Source organism: Actinomyces provencensis, assembly GCF_900155435.1.
Taxonomy (GTDB): domain Bacteria; phylum Actinomycetota; class Actinomycetes; order Actinomycetales; family Actinomycetaceae; genus Pauljensenia; species Pauljensenia provencensis.
The window spans coordinates 2,028,202-2,045,196 of sequence record NZ_LT700212.1 but is presented as its reverse complement, the minus strand read 5'-3'; the positions used below and the strand labels follow the sequence as shown (position 1 = coordinate 2,045,196).

Genomic DNA, 16,995 nt, shown 5'->3' with positions numbered 1-16,995 from the left:
GCGGCAGTCCGGAGGATCCGTCCGGACCACCTGTGGCCCCGCCCTCGTCACTGACGAGGGCGGGGCCACTGCCGTCCTCGGGGTCGGAACCCACTCCTCATCCCTGCCGGCCCCTCGGCCGGCGACCCGCCCGTCCACGGCCGTGTGCCCGGGAGGGACCCACCCGCTTCGTCCCTTCCCGGAGGCGTCACTCCGTGGAGGCGCTGTGTCACGCTGCTCCGCTGGCCGGACCGGGCGGACCCCTCCATCCGCAGTGGTGTGAGACTGTCGCCCGGGTCCGGTGCCCACCCGCACCGGTGCCCGCCCGACACCGACACCTGCACCACGGGCTGGAGGCCAGCATGCACGTCGTCACCGTTCCCGGCTACGAAGGTTCCGGACCCGCGCACTGGCAGACCGCGTGGGAGCACGCACATCCCTCCTTCGTCCGTTTCGCGCCCTCGTCCTGGGACGAGCCGGATCCCACCGACTGGTCGGCAGCCCTCGACCGGGCGGTGCCGGACGGACCGGCCGTCCTCGTCGCACACAGCCTCGGGTGCCTGGCCGCGGCCGACTTCGCCCGGCGCCACCCCGCGCGCGTCCGGGGGGTGTTCCTCGTGGCGGTGCCGGATCCGGGCGCCCCGGCCTTCCCCCAGGCGGCACGCTCGTTCGCCGCACGTCCGCTCGGTGGGGCACTGGGCGTGCCCGCCCTCGTCATCGCCAGTGGGGATGACCGTTTCTGCACCACAGGGCGTTCCGCGGACATCGCGCGGGCCTGGGGCGCGGGGTGGGTCTCGGTCGGGAACCTCGGACACATCAACTCCGACTCCGACCTGGGGGAGTGGTCGGGCGGATGGGCCCTGTTCACGGCCTTCGCGGCCGGGCTCGGCGCCCGGGTCTGACACCCGCCCAGGAGGGGACACCGGCTGCGGACAGTGGGATCGTCCGCTGTTCGTCCAGGAGGTCATCTGCTCCCCCCGGGCCGTGGAAGAATGGTGGACACGGGTCGCAGGTGGCACCCGTGAGGTGAAGGTGAGCGAAGGAGGCCGAGGATGCCCGCGGAACGCAGGACACGAGGCTCCTACTCCGCAGGCCTCGCGACGCGCGAATCGATCCTCGAGACCTCCATGAGGCTGATCGCGGACTCCGGGTACCACGGTTTCTCCCTGCGTGACGTCGGCCGGAGCGTGGGCATCTCCCATCCGGCCGTCATCTACCACTTCCCCTCCAAGGAGGCGCTGCTGCTGGCCGTCGTCCAGCGCTACGAGCGGGAGTTCGGTCTGCTCAACATCGACATCGACGAGGACACGGGCGCCATCATCGAGAAGGGCGTCCGGCCGGCGAGCATCGGGGAGCTCGGACTGGCCATGATGCGTCTGGCGAAGCTCCCCGACTCGTCGACGATCATGGCCCTGGACTGCGTCCTCGGTGTGGAGGCCGCTTCCCCCTCCCACCCGGCCCACGACCACTTCTCCTACCGCTTCGAGGCCCTCCACGCCTTCCTCACGACCGAGCTGGACCGGCTGCTGGCGGCCGGTACGGTGAACTTCGACCTCGTCTCCTCCTCGATGGCCTGCGCCCTGATCCGGGACTGGTACGGAATGGCCGTGCACGCCCGGTACCTGACCGGCGAGGACGCGGAACGACACACGATCGCAGGGTTCCTCGCCGCCTGCAGCCGCACCCTCGAGCTGCGCCCGGAGGTGGTGCTCAGCCTGGCCGCCTCCATCCCCGAGGACCTCGCCGACGTCTTCGCCCGCTCCCTCAAGATCTACCGGGACATGCACGCATGAGCTCGGGTGTGTGCCCGTGACGGCCGCTGACGTCTACCCCGTCCCCTTCGAGCACGCCCTCGCCGTGCTGGTGGGAGGGGAGGTCGTCCACCACGAGGGTGACCTGCAGCGGCGTTTCGACCTCGCCTCGCTCACCAAGGTGTTGGCCACGCGCGCGGCCCTGGTGGCGGTGGAGCGCGGGATGCTCTCCCTGGAGGATCCGTTGGGTCCCCCCGGCTCCACGCTGCGCCACCTCATGTGCCATGCCTCGGGCCTGGCCATGGACTCCGACACGGTGCTCGCCCACCCCGGCGCGCGCCGCATCTACTCCAACCGGGGGATCGAGGTCCTGGGCACCGGCGTCGAGGCGGCCACCGCCACGCCCCTGTCCCGCTGGATCGAGGAGACGCTCCTGGAGCCCCTGGGCATGGACGCCACGGATGTGCCCGGCTCGCCCGCCCACTCCGGCGTCGCCAACGCGCAGGACCTGCTGGCGCTCGCGGGTGAACTGCTCCACCCGCGCCTGGTGGGGGAAGAACTGGACGCGGAGGCGACCTCCCCGGTGTTCCCCGACCTGGTGGGTGTGGTGCCCGGGTACGGCCGACAGACACCGTGCCCGTGGGGGCTCGGTGTCGAGATCCGCGGACACAAGCACCCCCACTGGACGGCGCCGGGAGCCTCACCGGAGACCTTCGGGCACTTCGGCGTGTCGGGCTCCTTCCTCTGGGTGGACCGGACGCGCGACGCCGCAGCGGTCTTCCTGGGCACGGAGCCCTTCGGCCCGTGGCACCAGGAGCACTGGGCCGAGCTGAACCAGGCAGTCCTCGACCGCTTCCTCCCCTGCCCCTTTCCCCGGCGAGGTCCGCTCTGTTCTGACCTCGAAGTCCGCTCTGTTCTGGGGTCGAAGTCCGCTCAGTTCGGGGCGTGAGGTCCGCCCTCGTCCCCCGGGCATCCGGCTCCGTGGAGCGCCGGTCCGCCCTCGTCCTCCGGGTATCCGGCTCCGTGGAGCACAGGTCCGCCCTCGTCAGTGCGGGAGCACCCCACCGGCGCGGACCCGGGCCGCACCCCTGCGCCCCGACCGCTGGTGAGCCGCGCCCCTGTGCTCAGTCGACGTCGATGACCACCGGCACGTGGTCGGACGCGCCCTTGCCCTTGCGCTCATTGCGGTCGATGGAGGCGCCGGTGACCTCGGGCGCGAGCGCCGGTGAGGCGTAGACGTAGTCGATGCGCATGCCCTCGTTGCGGGGGAAGCGCAGCTGCTGGTAGTCCCAGTAGGTGTAGTTCGTGACGCGCGGGCGTGTGACCTCCACCCAGCCGTCCTCGGCGAAGGCGTCGAAGGCGGCGCGCTCGGGCGGGGAGACATGCGTCCTGCCCTCGAAGAACCCCATGTCCCACACGTCGGCGTCGGTCGGGGCCACATTCCAGTCACCCACCAGGACGATGCGGGCCGCCGGGTTCTCCTCCAGCCACCCCTTCGCGTCGCGGCGCAGGGTGGCCAGCCACTCCAGCTTGTACCCGTAGTGGGGGTTGTCGAGCTCCCGCCCGTTGGGCACGTAGAGGCTCCACACCGTCAGGTCGCGCGGGCTCCCACCCGTCGACGAGGGCGGCTGCGCGACCGTCACGCCGAGCGCCCTCGCCTCCACCACACCCGGATCCCCCCAGGTCGGCTGGTCGGGGAAGCCCCGATGGACGTCCGAGATGGGCAGCCGGGACGCGACGGCCACCCCGTTCCACTGGTTGAGCCCGTGCACCGCCACCTGGTAACCGGCGGCCTCGAAGGGGGCAGTGGGGAACTGGTCGGGTCGGCACTTGATCTCCTGCATGGCCAGGACGTCGGTGTCCGAACGTTCCAGGAAGGCGACGACCCGGTCGACGCGGGTGCGGATGGAGTTGACGTTCCAGGTGGCGATCCTCATGGGCCCAGCCTAGGGGGCGCGCCGCAGGGGCACCGCCCGGGGATGGGCGCGCGGCTCGGGTGGCATTGCGGGGCCGTCGTGGGCGCCCGGGGTGCGCCGGCGTCCCCCGACCATTGACGAGGGCGCTCCCGCAGCCTGCCGAGGGATCGAGTGCACGGCGCCCGCCCGGCGGGCACCGAGGACCGGACCCCACCGCTGCGGTCGCGGTTGCACTCGTGCGGACTCACTACGATGACCTCATGGGCACAGCACTGGTCACCGGCGCGACATCCGGACTCGGCGAGGAGTTCTGCTGGCAGCTCGCCGCAGCCCGTCATGACCTGGTGGTCGTGGCCCGCACGAAGGACCGTCTCGAGGAGCTCGCCACCCGCCTGCGACAGATTGCGGGAGTGGCGGTGGAGGTCCTGCCCGCTGACCTGTCCGACGCCACCGATGTCGCCCGGGTCGCCCAGCGCCTGCCCGGCCCCGCCTCGCCCGGAGGTCTCCCGCCAGCCGGTGGTCCCGCGCCCATCGGCCTCCTGGTCAACAATGCCGGGTTCGGCCTGGGGCGTCCCTTCCTCGCCGATGACCTCGCCTCCGAGCAGAAGGCCCTGGACGTCATGGTCCGGGCAGTCATGGTGCTCTCCCACGCGGCCGCACGCTCCATGGTCGCCCGCGGGCGGGGAGCCGTGCTCAACGTCGGGTCCGTCGCCGCCGACACCGGGATGGGCACCTACTCCGCCCACAAGGCCTGGGTGCGGACCTTCACCGAGGGGCTGAGCGAGGAGCTGCGGGGGAGCGGGGTCACCGCCACCGTCGTGAGCCCGGGACTCACGCACACGCACTTCCACGAGGCCGCGGGCCTGGACGTCTCCGCGACGCCCGGGTGGGCCTGGGCCACGCCCGAGCAGGTCGTCTCCGCTGCCCTGGATGCGGTGCGCCACGGTCGCACACTGGTGACGCCCACGCCCCTGTACAAGGTGACCACTGCGGTGACCCGTCTGGCGCCCCGCTGCGTGGTCCGCGCCGTGGTCCGGCGCCTCCCCCACACCTGAGTCGCCGCCGGGCACGCGTGTCCGGGTGCCGGCCGACACCAGCGGGCGGGCCCCGCGCACCCCCGGCTCCGATCCTTCCCTCCACGGGCAGCTGTCTGCGGGTCCCGGCCGCCCCTCCCTCCTGGGCACCCGGCGCCCACCGCCCGTACTCCCCGCCACGGACGAGGGCGGGGGCGCCCTCGTCGATGCCGATAGGCTGGCACCATGACGAACGACTCCCAGAAGGCCCGCCTCGCCGAACTCGTACGAGACCTGGCCGTGGTCCACGAGAAGGTCACCCTGGCGTCCGGGCGCGAGTCCGACTTCTACGTCGACATGCGTCGAGCGACCCTGCACCACGAGGCGGCACCCCTCATCGGGCACGTCATGCTGGACCTCCTGGAGGAGTCCGGGTTCGCTCCCGGCGACTACGACTCCGTGGGCGGTCTGACCATGGGCGCCGATCCGGTGGCCACTGCGATCCTGCACGCGGCCGCCTCGCGTGGACTGGACGTCGACGCCTTCGTCGTGCGCAAGGCCGCGAAGGACCACGGGATGCGCAGGCGCATCGAGGGCCCCGACATCACCGGCCGCCGGGTGGTGGTCCTGGAGGACACCTCGACCACGGGCGGGTCGCCCCTGGAGGCTGCTGCCGCGGTGGAGGAGGCGGGAGCAACCGTCGTCGCCGTCGCGGTGGTGGTCGACCGTGACACGGGCGCGAAGGAGCGCATCGAGGCCGCCGGCTACCCCTACCTGCACGCCCTGGGCCTGGGGGACATCGGCCTGGCGTGACGCCGTGGGCTGACGGGTGCGGGCGCTGGTGCGTGGGCGCCCGAGAGGCCCGGGCGAGGGCCCGGGGGGCGTGCGGAGGACCGCATCAGTGCTGGCTCGGGGACCTTCCTGCATCGAGGTGTGGTTTCGATGCAGGAATGGGCTCTCCAGGGGCATTGCACGCATCGAGACCACACGTGGATACACGGGTGCCCCTGAAATCGTGAGTCATCGCGCGTTCTGACGCGCTGGCGGCCGTCCGAGGTTGTCCACAGATCGCAGTCGACTGATCCGAACTGTCATCACATGCGATGAAATACCAGCGTGATCCTTGCTGTCCATGTCGTCGTGAACTTGGTTGTCGCGAGCTCGCGCTCCTCCAGGGAGGCTTCCCGGCGCGAGGCGGCGGGCGAACTGGTCCGCGTCTTCCGGTACGTCTTGGTCAGGACGGACTTCCTCGACGTCAGCGATCGGTGGGAGCGCGCCCGCCGTGTGAACGCGGTCCGGGCGGTGGCCGGAGCGATCGTCACCGGTGGCGGTGCGGTGGTGGGGCATCTGGGGGCTGCGGTCCTGCACGGGATCCGGACGGTCGAGGAGTTCGTCGATGTCCACATCTGGACGTCGCGCCCGTGGGGCCGCCCGCCTGTGAGGATGCCGGAGATCCGGATCAGGGGCGCCCTGGTCGCGCCTGAGGTCACGCTCGTGCGCCACGGTGGAGTGAATGTGCCCGCCAGGCCGCGGGTCATGGACGGCATCCTCATCGCCGACCTGGAGGACGTCGGTGTGCAGTGTGCGCGCATGCTCGCCCCCCGGGAGGCGGTGGTGGTCCTGTCCGGAATCCTCCGCGTGCTGTCCAACTTCGACCGCTTCGAGCAGGAGGGCAGTCGTCACCGTGAAGAGGTCCAACGCACAGCGCTCCTCGAGCTGCTCGCCTCGCAGGACGACATGCGAGGGCGTGCCAGGGCGCGCGAGGTCATACGTGCCTGCGATGCCGGCTGCGAGTCGGTGCAGGAGGCGCTCCTGGTGTGGATCCTCAAGGCGGCGGGCTTCCGTGATGTGCGCACCCAGGTGCGGTACGAGGTCCGTGGACGGAGCTACTTCGTGGACGTCCACATCGGAGGGACGCGGGTCGTCATCGAGTTCGACGGGAGGGCCAAGTACGGCCACGCGGCCGAGGACGTCCTGGGGGCCTTCTCCCGGCAGAACCGACGACAGAAGGCGTTGGAGTCGCTCGGCCTCGTGGTCGTGAGGTTCGAGGCCCGCGAGTTGGACGATCCACGGATTGTGGTCGAGGAAGTCGTGCTGCGGGCGGGACTGGACAGGAGCCCCCGGCCCAGACGCCTGCTCCGGTGAGGGTGTCGTGCATGCATCCCGCACGGTCGAACGCATCGACGTGTGGTCTCGATGCAGGAAACATGTCTGCGGCGGTCCTCATCGCATCGAGACCGCACTTCGATGCTCGAGGGCCGGTCGCCGGACCGCCCGATCGCCCGTCGGCGGGCAGTCCGGCCCGCCACCGGGCCCCGTCGCGGGCGATGCGGGAACTCACTCCCTGCCCGGGCGCTGGGCCCCGGCTCCCGGCTCCCGGGCCCCGGTCCGGGAGCTCAGCCCTTCGACGCCTCCACCAACGGCACCAGGTCCCCGATCCCGTTGTGGATCTCGAAGGGGCGGAAGGGGAAGTTCGCGACCTGGTCGGCGCGCGTGGACCCGGAGAGCACCAGGTGGGTGCGCAGACCCGCCTCGACACCGGCGCGCACGTCGGTGTCCATGCGATCCCCGACCATGGCGGCGTCCTCGGAGTGGATGCCCAGCCGGTTCAGACCGGCCCGGATCATCACCGGGTTCGGCTTGCCCACGAAGTAGGGGGAGTGCCCGGTCGCCGCATTGATCATCGCGGCCACGGACCCGGTCGCCGGCAGGGTGCCCTCGTCCGAGGGCCCGGTGACGTCGGGGTTGGTGGCGATGAACTTCGCGCCGTGCTCGATCAGGCGGATCGCCCGGGTCAGTGCATTGAAGTCGTAGTTGCGGGTCTCCCCCAGCACCACGAACTCAGGGTCGGTGTCGGTCATGACGTAGCCCGCATTGTGGAGGGCCGTGGTCAGTCCGGCCTCGCCGATGACGTACGCCGTCGAGTTGGGGGACTGCTGGGTGAGGAACGCCGCGGTGGCGTTGGCCGAGGTCCAGATGCGCTCCTCGGGCACCTGCAGTCCTGCCCGCAGGAGGCGGGCGGAGAGGTCGCGGTTGGTGAAGATCGAGTTGTTCGTGAGCACCAAGAAGGGCATCTTGTGCGCCTGGAGCGTGTCGAGGAACTCCTGGGCGCCGGGCAGTGCCCGGTTCTCGCTGACCAGCACCCCGTCCATGTCGGAGAGCCAAGCGGTGATCGGGGGCATCTCGGACAGGGGGACCGAGTGGGGAGCTGTGCTCGTCATGCCACCAATCTAGCCGTTCGCGCCCGTCCCCCGCACCCGTCCCGGCGTCCTCCGCCGGTAGGGTGTGCGCATGTCCGAGCGCGTCCCGATCCCCGAGGTGTCACCCCTGGACGAGGGCGGCTCCGTCGGTGGCGTCCGGGGTGACAGGTGCACGTGCGCGACTCCCGTTTCGGTCGACGAGGGCGGGGCCCGGTCCGTCCCGGTCGGAGGGGATCCCACCGGGGGCCCGTCGGCACCGGCGGGAGCCGGGAACGTGCACGGCGCAGTGTCCCCTCCTGCCACTGCCGTCGCACATGGTGCTGTCGGGATCTTCCCCGTCACCGACCCGGCCGTCGGAGTCGGACCGTGGCCGGGTGGGCGCGGGTCCTGGCCGGACGATCCTCGCCTGGATCCAGGGTTGCTGGAGCTGGGTGACCGCCGCAATGTCGAGGATCGGTACCGGTACTGGCGCATGGACGCCATCCGTGAGGACCTGGGACGGCGTTCCCGGGGCTTCGAGGTGGCCGTGGAGAACCTCAACCACGATTTCAACATCGGCTCCATCGTCCGCACCGCCAATGCGCTGGGTGCGACGCGTGTCCACATCGTCGGAAAGCGGAGATGGAACCGACGCGGGGCCATGGTCACCGACCGCTACCTCGAGGTGGACCACCTTCCGGACGCAGCTGCCCTGCAGGAGGAAGCGCGTGCACGCGGGCTGTGCGTGGTCGGCATCGACAACGTGCCGGGGTCCGAACCCCTGGAGGAGGCCGTGATGCCGGAGAAGGCGGTGATGGTCTTCGGTGAGGAGTCAGGAGGCCTGAGTCCGGACATGCTCCAGGTCTGCGACAGGGTCCTCCACATCACGCAGTACGGCTCGACGCGGTCGATGAATGTCGGTCATGCGGCAGCGATCGCCATGTGGGCGTGGGTGACACGAGGGCGGTGAGTCGAAGGGACCTTCACCCCTCCACGGGGGCGCGCAGGTGTGGGACAATCAGAGCTGACAGATTCTCAGTCAACAAGGAGGCTCCTGTGCCCATCGCAACCCCTGAGGTCTACAACGAGATGCTCGACCGCGCGAGGGACGGCAAGTTCGCCTACCCCGCCATCAACGTCACCTCGTCGCAGACCCTGAGCGCCGCCCTGCGCGGTTTCGCCGACGCCGAGTCGGACGGCATCATCCAGGTGTCCGTCGGCGGTGCCGAGTACTGGTCGGGCTCCACGGTCAAGGACCGTATCGCCGGATCCCTCGCGATGGCCGCCTACGCCCGCGAGGTCGCCAAGAACTACCCGGTGACCGTGGCCCTCCACACCGACCACTGCGCCAAGCAGAACCTGGACTCCTGGACCGAGAAGCTCATGGAGATGGAGGTCGAGGAGGTCAAGGCGGGTCGTCTGCCCTGGTTCCAGTCCCACATGTGGGACGGCTCCGCCCTCCCGCTGGAGGAGAACCTGGAGATCGCGAAGCGCCTGCTGGCCCTGGCAGTCGCGTCCCACACCATCCTCGAGGTCGAGATCGGTGCGGTCGGCGGTGAGGAGGACGGCGTCGTCGGCGAGATCAACGAGAAGCTCTACACCTCCACGGCCGACGCCATCAAGACGGTCGAGGCCCTCGGCCTGGGCGAGAAGGGCCGCTACATCACGGCCCTGACCTTCGGCAACGTGCACGGCGCCTACAAGCCCGGCCACGTGAAGCTGCGCCCCGAGATCCTCGGCACGATCCAGGACGAGGTGCAGGCGCACTACAAGCTGGACCACCGCCCCTTCGACCTGGTCATGCACGGTGGCTCCGGCTCCACCGACCAGGAGATCGCCACCGCCGTCGCCAACGGCGTCATCAAGATGAACGTCGACACCGACACCCAGTACGCCTTCACGCGTCCGGTCGCCGACTGGATGTACAAGAACTACGACGGCGTCCTCAAGATCGACGGCGAGGTCGGCAACAAGAAGACCTACGACCCGCGCGCCTGGGGCAAGGCCGCTGAGGCAGGCATGGCCGCCCGCGTGGTCGAGGCCGCCGAGCGCCTCGGCTCCGTCGGCACCAAGATGGCCTGAACCTGGTCGACAACAGCTGTGGCTGACCGAGTGTCAGCTGCGCCGGGTGGGGGCCCGTCACGGAACGCCGTGACGGACCCCCACCCGTCTGTGCTGGCGGGACGTGCTGCGTGACTCCGGACCAGTCCCGGCCCTGGGTGCCCGTCGTGGCGGCTCCCGCCCTGAGCCGCGCTCCCACCGCGCACGAGACCGCCGCCGCACCTCCCACTCCGTCTGCGCGACCCGCTCCCACCGCGCACGCGACCCCTGCCGCCGCATCCGCTGCCTGGTCCGTGTCCCAGTCCCGACTCCGTGGACTGCGCATTCGGGCCACGTGAGGACACCACACACGATTGCGTGATGAGATGATGGGACCACGACGGCTACGAAGGGGACCACGATGACGGGACACGGATGGGTACGCGTCGAGGGCATGATCATCGCCCGGGCGCTCGACCCGCAGGAGGTGGCCGACGAGTTGGCCTCCCGGGGGATTCTGGCTCAGCTGGAGTGGTTCGAGAGATCCCCGCAGCTCCTGGGGATCGTCGTGACGGTGCAGGACGGGGCGGTGGCCGTCATCGACGCGGATGCCGACACACCCCACCCCGGCCCTGACCTCCAGGAGCTGACCGAGGAACTGGCCGTGCTCTTCGACGCAGAGGTGCGTCTGGGCTCCTGTGCCGCTGACCACCTCCCCGAAGGCGAGTCGCCCCTGGCGGATGCCCCGGCGGAGGACTCTGCGGTCACCTCACGCGTGGTGGAGATCGGCCGTACTCCGGCCTCCTCGGTCCCGCTGCTCGCGGCTCTGGAGGGTGTCGACATCGCGGATGAGGAGCTGCCCGACGGCCAGCGCATCCTGCTTGCGGAGCTGCCCCCGGAACGCACGGGATGGAACTTCGGCGACGTCCCCCTGGTGTCGCTGTCGGTGGCGGAAGGAGAGTTCCAGGCATTCCTCGTCACGGACGACGACCCCGAGAACGTCGTCTCCCACAACTGGGGCATGCTCACCCGGCTGGTCCCCGGCTCCCGTGCTGATGTGTCCACGCTTCCCGCGGACGTGGCGGGTCTGGTGGGGGACCGCGACGACCTGGTCGCCATTGCGTCCCACGTGCCCGGCGCCGATGCGGAGGCCTTCGTCGCCGCCGCGCGACTGCAGGGCGCCGACGCCGTGCGCGCTGCCGTGGGTGCCCTCGGCCTGGACGAGGGCGTCGCCGGATTCCTCACGGGTGACACCCAGCTGGCGGACGTGGACGGTGCGGAGATGCACCTGGCCCGGGGCATCTCGAATGCCATCGGCCGCAGCGTCGACATCATGCTCAAGGAGCCCGACTCCCCGACGTTCCCCATCTGGGACGCCTATCACACGACCGCCGTGGAGCGCCCGTGGGTGGTGCGCATCGGTGCGAGCGTGGAGGCCGCAGCTGGCGCCGTCCTGCTGGCCCTCGCGATCCGGGCCGGGAAGCCGCGCAGTGGCTGGACCAAGGTCGGGGGAGTGCTCGGATCGTTGATGATCATCGACTCCGTCGCCGAGGTCTCCCTGGCGAAGTACCTGGGCATGCGCGACTCACGCAGGAACGGCGAGCAGGCCTGACACCTGCCGGCCCCGGGGCTCGGCGCTGGTCCCGGGGCTTGTTGCCCGTCCCGGGGCCCGCTGCCACGCCCGGTCTCGCCCCCAGCCCCGGGGCCCGCTGCCCCATCCTCGCGTCGCCGCCCGCCGCCCGCCGCCCGGGGACCGCGCTCACTGCGCCAGGGCAGACTCCGGGAAGTCCTGGGGACGGTTGGTGAAGATCCCCGTCACGCCCCACCGCGCGAGTTCGCGCGCACGCTCCAGGTCGTCCACGGTCCAGACGTTGACCTCGAACCCGGCCTCCAGCATCTCGGCGACCTCAGCCTCCGTGAGGCCCGTGTCGCCGGGGTTGATGGCGCGGCACCCGAGCTCCGCGGCACCCGTGCGCCAGTCCTCGCGCGACGCATCATCCCTCTCGAAGAGCCACCCCAGGTCGATCTCGGGACGGGCGGCGTGGAAACGGGCCAGCAGGTCGTGGTCGAAACTGGACACGAGGAAGTTCTCCCGGTCCTCCAGGACGTCAATGGTGTGCACCAGGGTCTCGATGACCCGCTCGCGCAGGACCTCCCCGCCCAGGCACGGCTTGATCTCCAGGTTGCCGTGGAGGCCTGAGGCATTGAGGAACTCGATGACGTCCGCGGCCTCGGGCACGGGTTCGAAGCGGTAGACGTCGGAGAACCACCCACCGGCATCCAGGCGTCGCAGGTCGGAGAAACCCTTGTCGTAGTAACCGCCCCGGCCGGTGGTGGTCCGGTCCAGGGTGTGGTCGTGCATGACCAGCAGGGTGCCGTCGCCCATGATGTCGACGTCGAACTCGATCCAGTGGGCGCCGACCTCCATGGCCTTGACGAAGGCGGCCATCGTGTTCTCCGGCGCCAGTGACGAGGCGCCCCTGTGGGCGAGGATCCGTGGGAAGTCGGACATGGTGTCCTTTCGGGGAGGGGTGGTGGGAATGGTCAGGCGTCCGCGGGGAGTGCGTCCCCCGGGCGCGCGGTGGCGGGGTCGTCATCGACGAGGGCGGGACCGGTGGAGTCCTCCGGGTCCTCGGGTTCCTCGGGGATGGCGGCGGGCATCTCGGCGGTGTCCTGGGGTCCCGGGTCCAGAAGGATGGCCTCGTCGCGCTTGGTCGGCAGGATCGAGTGGACGTAGGAGTCGATGACCTGGTCCAGGGGGATGTCGTGCCCGGCCCGCTGAGCGAGGAACCACCGGTGTTCGAGCACCTCGTGGAAGATCTGGGCGGGTTCCAGTTTCGCGCGCAGCTCGGGGGGGACCCCGTTGATGATCGGCTCGAACACGTCCCGCATCCACTCGTGGGCCACGATCTCGATGGGCTGTCCCTGACGGCCGGTCATGGCCCTGTAGGTCTCGAGGTCGTTGAGCATGCGCTGGGCCTGCATCTCGCCCACGTCCATCCCGGTGAGGCGCATCATCTGCCGGTGGAAGTGTCCCGAGTCCACGACCTTGGGCCGGATCGTCAGGTGGGTGCCGTCCAGGTCGGAGACCATCTGCAGTTCACCGACGCTGAAACCGAGCTCGTTGAGCCGGTCGATGCGCTCCGCGACCCTCCATCGCTGACCGGTCTCGATGGACTCCGGAGCCGTGAGCTCGCGCCAGAGTTCCTCGTAGCGGGAACGGATGCGGTCCCCCACCTCGATGGGGTCCTCGTCCTCGGGGAAGTAGGACCCGGCCTGGAGGTCCATGAGCTCACCGATGATGTTCGTCCGTGCCAGGTCCACGTCGTAGTCGCGCTGGCCGGTGGTCAGGGAGGGGTGGAGCTCACCCGTCTCCGCGTCCACCAGGTAGGCGGAGAAGGCCCCGGCATCGCGACGGAAGAGGGTGTTGGAGAGCGAGACGTCGCCCCAGTAGAAGCCGAGCAGGTGCAGACGCACCAGGAGCACGGCCAGGGCGTCGATGAGGCGCGTGGCGGTGTCCGGGGTCATGTACTGGCTGAAGAGGGCCCGGTAGGGGAGGGAGAACTGCAGGTGTTCGGTGACCAGGACGGCGTTGAGTTCCTCACCTGCGCTGTCACGCCGGCCCGTGACGACCGCTGTGGGCAGGACGGAGGGCGCGTCGATGCGTGAGAGGTCGCGCAGCATCTCGTACTCGTGGTGGGCGACCCTCTCCCCGATCTCCTTGACGGCGATGACTCGTCCCGACAGGTTGACGAAGCGCACGATGTGGCGCGAGAGCCCACGGGGAAGTGCCGCGAGGATGTCAGAGGGCCAGTCCTCCAGGGGTACCTCCCAGGGGAGGTCGAGCAGGGCCGGGTCGATCGTCGCGGCCGTGATCTCCAGCGAGTGGGGCATGGTCACCATTGTCGCACTCCGGCGGGGACGGGGACACGGCCCGGGAGACAGTGCGGCACGGCTCCGGTGTGCGCGGGTCCGGTGCGCCCGGGGATGCTCCGGACGTCAGGTGCGGGTCTCCCGGAGCTGACGTTGCTCCCGGTGGTGGGCCCTCTCCGACCGCCGGACCGGCAGCCCCCCACCCCGGGGGCCGTGTGGGCCCTGTCCGACCGCCCGTCCGCCACTCCCGCCCCACCCGGGGGGCACGTGGCCCCCTGTCGCTGTCCTCCCGCACGACGTCGCCCCGCCCCCCGGGGAGGGGGCGGGGCGACGTGTCGAGCTGTGGCTCAGGCAGGCAGGCGCACGCCGGTGGCGGCGGAGAACGCGTGCTGCTGGCCGGGGATGATGCGCGCGTGGACCACGTTGCCGCGCTCGGGCGCGGTGCGCGGGGGCACGCGGACGATCAGCTGCTCGGCCTTGCCCTCGTTGCCGGAACCCAGGCCGTGACCGCTGCCCGCACCGGCCAGGTGGCCGTAGATGTAGGCATCGGAGCCGAGCTCCTCCACGAAGTCGACCTCGATCGGGATGGTGTCCACGACATCGGGTCCCACCAGTTCCAGTCCCTCGGGACGGAAGCCGATGATGATCTCGCCGTTGTCGGCGGGGGTCAGGGCGGCCACGGTGGCGGGGGTGAGCCTCACCTTGGCGGTGTCCAGGGTCGCGAAGTCACCGTCGACCTTGAACTTGCCCAGGTTCATGGCGGGGGAGCCGATGAAGCCGGCGACGAAGGAGTTGGCCGGAGTGTCGTACATCTCTGCGGGTGTGCCGACCTGCTGGAGGATGCCGTCACTGAGCACCGCGATGCGGTCGCCCATGGTCAGGGCCTCGGTCTGGTCGTGGGTGACGTACACGGTGGTGACGCCGAGCTCGCGCTGCAGGGAGGCGATCTGGGTACGCGTCTGCACTCGCAGCTTCGCATCCAGGTTGGAGAGGGGCTCGTCCATGAGGAAGACCTGAGGCTTGCGGACGATCGCGCGACCCATGGCGACACGCTGGCGCTGGCCGCCGGAGAGTGCCTTCGGCTTGCGCTCGAGGTAGGGCTCGAGGTCGAGGATCTTGGCAGCCTCGTCGACGCGCTTGCGGATCTCGTCCTTCGGCGTGCCGGCGATCTTCAGGGCGAAGCCCATGTTGTCCCGCACCGTCATGTGCGGGTAGAGCGCGTAGTTCTGGAAGACCATCGCGATGTCGCGGTTCTTCGGCTGGACGTCGGTGACGTCGCGGTCACCGATGAAGATGCGGCCGGAGTTGACGTCCTCCAGGCCGGCCAGCATGCGCAGCGAGGTGGACTTGCCGCAGCCGGAGGGACCGACGAGGACGAGGAACTCGCCGTCGGCGATCTCCAGGTCGAGGGCGTCGACTGCGGGCTTGTCGGAACCCGGGTAGATCCGGGTTGCCTTGTCGAAGGTGACGGTTGCCATGATTCTCCTCCACCGGCAGGTACGTGCCGAACGATCCGAGTAGAGACGAGGCGCCAGCGTCTGCGCTGACGTCGGACCCGGCTCCTGCTGGCGCAGGGACGTGACCGATCCCAAAATACCACGTCCCGGGGGGCCGGAGCACGGGACGGGCACCGTTCCTCCGATCTCCCGGCCGCCCCGGCGTCACGCCGGGCGGGAGACATGGGTGCCGATACGCTGGACAGGTGGACGAGCACCGGGAGCAGTGGCTGGGAGGGTACCGCCTCCTGCGCCGACTGGGTGCCGGGGGTGCGGGTACCGTCTGGCTGGCCGAGGACGGCGCCGGGGAACGGGTGGCCCTCAAATTGCTCCACCCCGCGCTGGCCTCCACGGAGGAGGCGAGGCGCCGTCTGGCTCGTGAGGCGACGACGGTCAACCAGGTGCGGTGCACCGGCGTCGCCCGCGTCCTCGACGTCGAGGTCGACGACTCCCAGCCCTTCGTCGTCACGGAGTTCGTGGAGGGCCCCACCCTGGCCCTGCGCCTGCGTTCCGGGGCCCTCGCACCACGGGAGGTCGCGGCTCTCGCCTCCTCCCTGCGCCACACCCTCACCGCCGTCCACGCGGCCCGCATCGTCCACCGCGACGTCAAGCCCTCCAATGTGATCCTCAACCCGATGGGCCCCGTGCTCATCGACTTCGGGATCGCCATGGTCCAGGACGACGACCGCCTCACGCACACGGGCCTGGTCTCCGGAACTGCGGGCTTCACGGCCCCCGAACTGCTCCGGGGGGGACCCGCCTCCGCCGGGACGGACTGGTGGTCCTGGGCGGCGACCCTGCTGGAAGCAGCGACCGGCCGCCCGCCCTTCGGCGCGGGGAACTCCCAGGCCGTGATGCTGCGTGTCCTGGAGGGACGGCCCGACACGGGTGGCCTCCCGGTCGCGGTCGCCCGCCAGCTGTGCGCAGCGCTGGCTGTCGATCCCTCCTCCCGTCCGGATCCGGGAGCCGTCGTCGAGCACCTCTCGCGGCCCTCCGCCTGGACGGGCCCCGTGCTCGGTCCGGACGCGCCGGCACAGGCAGGGGCATCTGCGGTCGAGGGGGCGGCGGCAGGGGTGGTCGACGGGAGTGATGGGGAGACACGTGTGCCCCGCACCGAACTCCTCGGGCCCCCGGGGGCTGCGGGGGTCGGCGCTGGGTCGGGTGTCGCGGGCGCGGGGGGTGTCCCGGCAAGTCTGGGCACCGGGGGTGTTGCCGGTGCGGCGGTCACTCCCGATGGTGGCCTTCGGGGCACGGGGCGCGACACCGCTGGTCCGGACGCCCCCGGTCCGGACGCCCCCGGTCGCGGCGAGGACGCGGGCGGCAGCCACCGGGGGAGTGACCATGACCTCGACCGCCGTCGTCCGGGTGGGGACGCAGGAGGAGGGGGTGACGACGGTGCGACCGCGCAGCTCCCCTCCGCTGCCACCGAGGTCCTGGGCGGCGACGAGGGCGGGGCTCCCACCACTTCGCTGTCCCAGTCACCTCATGCCTCCGGGCACTCCTCCGAGTGGGTCGCGCCCACGGCGCAGATGCCACTCGACCAGGGGACCGGCGCCACGGCCCCGCCCTCGTCGACCTGGAACGGGACCGGTGGGACGCAGGTGCTCCCCGCCGCACAGCCCGGCGCGGACCGGGGGGTGGAGCCCCGTCGGAGCGCTCCCCTGTCGGGAAGTGTCCCCCCGCCCGGGGGCTCGACCCGGACATCGCCCGCCGGGTGGGTTCCGGGGACCCCCGGCGATCCCTCGGGG

15 protein-coding genes are annotated in these 16,995 nt (G+C 70.8%); 10 read left to right on the top strand and 5 right to left on the bottom strand.

Annotated features, from left to right (window positions below; genetic code table 11):
* Positions 1 to 341 precede the first annotated feature (341 nt).
* The 3 genes from BQ9890_RS09050 to BQ9890_RS09040 all read left to right on the top strand — a co-directional run bounded on the left by BQ9890_RS09050 (position 342) and on the right by BQ9890_RS09040 (position 2,679).
* Positions 342 to 881, top strand: a complete 540-nt coding sequence (locus tag BQ9890_RS09050) for an RBBP9/YdeN family alpha/beta hydrolase (protein ID WP_075890978.1) — start codon at positions 342 to 344, stop codon at positions 879 to 881.
* A gap of 150 nt (positions 882 to 1,031) precedes the next feature.
* Positions 1,032 to 1,772 carry a TetR/AcrR family transcriptional regulator gene (locus BQ9890_RS09045; RefSeq protein WP_075890976.1) on the top strand — a complete coding sequence of 247 codons (741 nt, stop codon included), beginning with the start codon at positions 1,032 to 1,034 and terminating at the stop codon, positions 1,770 to 1,772.
* A 10-nt stretch (positions 1,773 to 1,782) separates the two neighbouring features.
* Complete coding sequence (locus BQ9890_RS09040; protein ID WP_075890974.1) at positions 1,783 to 2,679, top strand: serine hydrolase domain-containing protein; 897 nt, start codon at positions 1,783 to 1,785, stop codon at positions 2,677 to 2,679.
* A gap of 175 nt (positions 2,680 to 2,854) precedes the next feature.
* Here the strand turns inward: BQ9890_RS09040 and BQ9890_RS09035 are convergent, their stop codons facing one another.
* A complete protein-coding gene (locus tag BQ9890_RS09035) occupies positions 2,855 to 3,667 on the bottom strand; it encodes an exodeoxyribonuclease III (RefSeq protein ID WP_075890972.1) in 813 nt (270 codons plus the stop codon).
* 239 nt (positions 3,668 to 3,906) lie between these two features.
* On the opposite strand from BQ9890_RS09035, the gene BQ9890_RS09030 reads away from it, so the two are divergent.
* From BQ9890_RS09030 to BQ9890_RS09020, 3 genes are all read left to right on the top strand, one after another.
* Entirely contained in the window at positions 3,907 to 4,701 is a 795-nt protein-coding gene (locus BQ9890_RS09030; RefSeq protein ID WP_075892962.1) for an SDR family NAD(P)-dependent oxidoreductase, read from the top strand.
* Positions 4,702 to 4,905: 204 nt separating this feature from the next.
* On the top strand, positions 4,906 to 5,472 hold the full coding sequence (pyrE, locus tag BQ9890_RS09025) for an orotate phosphoribosyltransferase (RefSeq protein ID WP_075890970.1): 567 nt from the start codon (positions 4,906 to 4,908) through the stop codon (positions 5,470 to 5,472).
* Positions 5,473 to 5,775: 303 nt separating this feature from the next.
* Positions 5,776 to 6,804: a DUF559 domain-containing protein gene (locus BQ9890_RS09020; RefSeq protein WP_075890968.1), complete on the top strand. Its 1,029-nt coding sequence runs from the start codon at positions 5,776 to 5,778 to the stop codon at positions 6,802 to 6,804.
* Positions 6,805 to 7,055: 251 nt separating this feature from the next.
* On the opposite strand, the gene BQ9890_RS09015 is transcribed toward BQ9890_RS09020, so the two are convergent.
* Entirely contained in the window at positions 7,056 to 7,880 is an 825-nt protein-coding gene (locus BQ9890_RS09015; protein ID WP_075890966.1) for an HAD-IIA family hydrolase, read from the bottom strand.
* 307 nt (positions 7,881 to 8,187) lie between these two features.
* Between BQ9890_RS09015 and BQ9890_RS09010 the strand changes: the two genes are divergently transcribed.
* The 3 genes from BQ9890_RS09010 to BQ9890_RS09000 all read left to right on the top strand — a co-directional run bounded on the left by BQ9890_RS09010 (position 8,188) and on the right by BQ9890_RS09000 (position 11,490).
* Positions 8,188 to 8,808 (top strand): TrmH family RNA methyltransferase, encoded by a 621-nt coding sequence (locus tag BQ9890_RS09010; protein ID WP_075892960.1) that lies wholly within the window; start codon positions 8,188 to 8,190, stop codon positions 8,806 to 8,808.
* An 86-nt stretch (positions 8,809 to 8,894) separates the two neighbouring features.
* Positions 8,895 to 9,920: a class II fructose-bisphosphate aldolase gene (gene fbaA, locus BQ9890_RS09005; protein ID WP_075890964.1), complete on the top strand. Its 1,026-nt coding sequence runs from the start codon at positions 8,895 to 8,897 to the stop codon at positions 9,918 to 9,920.
* Between the two features lie 379 nt (positions 9,921 to 10,299).
* Positions 10,300 to 11,490 (top strand): hypothetical protein, encoded by a 1,191-nt coding sequence (locus BQ9890_RS09000; protein ID WP_075890962.1) that lies wholly within the window; start codon positions 10,300 to 10,302, stop codon positions 11,488 to 11,490.
* Between the two features lie 147 nt (positions 11,491 to 11,637).
* Here BQ9890_RS09000 and BQ9890_RS08995 read toward each other — a convergent pair whose 3' ends face one another.
* From BQ9890_RS08995 to BQ9890_RS08985, 3 genes are all read right to left on the bottom strand, one after another.
* Positions 11,638 to 12,390, bottom strand: coding sequence for a glycerophosphodiester phosphodiesterase family protein (locus BQ9890_RS08995; protein WP_075890960.1), 753 nt, complete (start codon positions 12,388 to 12,390; stop codon positions 11,638 to 11,640).
* Positions 12,391 to 12,422: 32 nt separating this feature from the next.
* Positions 12,423 to 13,772 carry a DUF4032 domain-containing protein gene (locus BQ9890_RS08990; protein WP_078062570.1) on the bottom strand — a complete coding sequence of 450 codons (1,350 nt, stop codon included), beginning with the start codon at positions 13,770 to 13,772 and terminating at the stop codon, positions 12,423 to 12,425.
* A 326-nt stretch (positions 13,773 to 14,098) separates the two neighbouring features.
* Complete coding sequence (locus BQ9890_RS08985) at positions 14,099 to 15,229, bottom strand: ABC transporter ATP-binding protein (RefSeq protein ID WP_075890958.1); 1,131 nt, start codon at positions 15,227 to 15,229, stop codon at positions 14,099 to 14,101.
* Positions 15,230 to 15,453: 224 nt separating this feature from the next.
* Here BQ9890_RS08985 and BQ9890_RS16300 point away from each other — a divergent pair.
* Positions 15,454 to 16,995: serine/threonine-protein kinase (locus tag BQ9890_RS16300; RefSeq protein WP_075890956.1), on the top strand; the 1,542-nt coding region annotated here is incomplete at its 3' end.

What these genes read in the sequence shown, in the direction of transcription:
- BQ9890_RS09030 (WP_075892962.1), top strand. Translation starts at nt 3,907, where the DNA reads ATGGGCACAGCACTGGTCACCGGCGCGACATCCGGACTCGGCGAGGAG.
- BQ9890_RS09050 (WP_075890978.1), top strand. Translation starts at nt 342, where the DNA reads ATGCACGTCGTCACCGTTCCCGGCTACGAAGGTTCCGGACCCGCGCAC.
- BQ9890_RS08995 (WP_075890960.1), bottom strand. Translation starts at nt 12,390, where the DNA reads ATGTCCGACTTCCCACGGATCCTCGCCCACAGGGGCGCCTCGTCACTG.
- BQ9890_RS09000 (WP_075890962.1), top strand. Translation starts at nt 10,300, where the DNA reads ATGACGGGACACGGATGGGTACGCGTCGAGGGCATGATCATCGCCCGG.
- pyrE (WP_075890970.1), top strand. Translation starts at nt 4,906, where the DNA reads ATGACGAACGACTCCCAGAAGGCCCGCCTCGCCGAACTCGTACGAGAC.
- BQ9890_RS09015 (WP_075890966.1), bottom strand. Translation starts at nt 7,880, where the DNA reads ATGACGAGCACAGCTCCCCACTCGGTCCCCCTGTCCGAGATGCCCCCG.
- BQ9890_RS09035 (WP_075890972.1), bottom strand. Translation starts at nt 3,667, where the DNA reads ATGAGGATCGCCACCTGGAACGTCAACTCCATCCGCACCCGCGTCGAC.
- BQ9890_RS08985 (WP_075890958.1), bottom strand. Translation starts at nt 15,229, where the DNA reads ATGGCAACCGTCACCTTCGACAAGGCAACCCGGATCTACCCGGGTTCC.
- BQ9890_RS08990 (WP_078062570.1), bottom strand. Translation starts at nt 13,772, where the DNA reads ATGCCCCACTCGCTGGAGATCACGGCCGCGACGATCGACCCGGCCCTG.
- BQ9890_RS09045 (WP_075890976.1), top strand. Translation starts at nt 1,032, where the DNA reads ATGCCCGCGGAACGCAGGACACGAGGCTCCTACTCCGCAGGCCTCGCG.